The sequence below is a fragment of the Lysinibacillus sp. CNPSo 3705 genome (genome assembly GCF_028674935.1).
Classification (GTDB): domain Bacteria; phylum Bacillota; class Bacilli; order Bacillales_A; family Planococcaceae; genus Lysinibacillus.
On the sequence record NZ_JAQZSD010000184.1, the window covers coordinates 1 to 600 of the forward strand.

Sequence of the window (600 nt, forward strand, 5' to 3'; positions counted from 1 at the left end):
GATCTATATAGATAACGTTGAATACTCTGTCAATTTCAGACGTGTCATTCTTAATAGGTATTTCTTCCAAACTATCTAATTTATTCCCCCAATATAGTGTTGTCCCACCATATTCATTCTCTACTTCGTATTTACTAACTAATTTTATGTATATCCTATTTAATTCACTTGAGTCTCTTGCACCCTTCATTCGAGAAACCAACAGTTTTGAATCATCACTTGTCTCAAAATCTTCTATTCCTAAACACAATGTAATTTCAACATCTTCACTTGTGTCTCTCATATAAAAATCACTTTCTAATAATCTGTTCTTTCTTACCTCTCTATCTAAAACAAAACGAATTGCCGCCAAAAAATTACTCTTACCTATATCATTTAATCCAAATATTACATTTTGATTGGTTAAATCTACATTAATATGTTCAAATCCTCTAAAATGTTTGATTTCAATACTCTTAAATTCCATATTTGCAACTCCCTATATATATTTTCACCTATTCAAATTTACCAGTATTTATATTATATAATACTTTCATCCAACTAAAAGGGGAGATATCAATGAATAAAATCATTACTACTCATTCAAATATTATTTTAGTA

1 protein-coding gene is annotated in these 600 nt (G+C 28.0%); it reads right to left on the bottom strand.

Features of this window, described 5'->3' with window-relative positions; all coding sequences use genetic code 11:
* Nucleotides 1-466, bottom strand: a 466-nt coding sequence (locus tag PVA17_RS24925) for an AAA family ATPase (protein ID WP_274069368.1), incomplete at its 3' end; no start/stop codon positions are given.
* Nucleotides 467-600 lie beyond the last annotated feature (134 nt).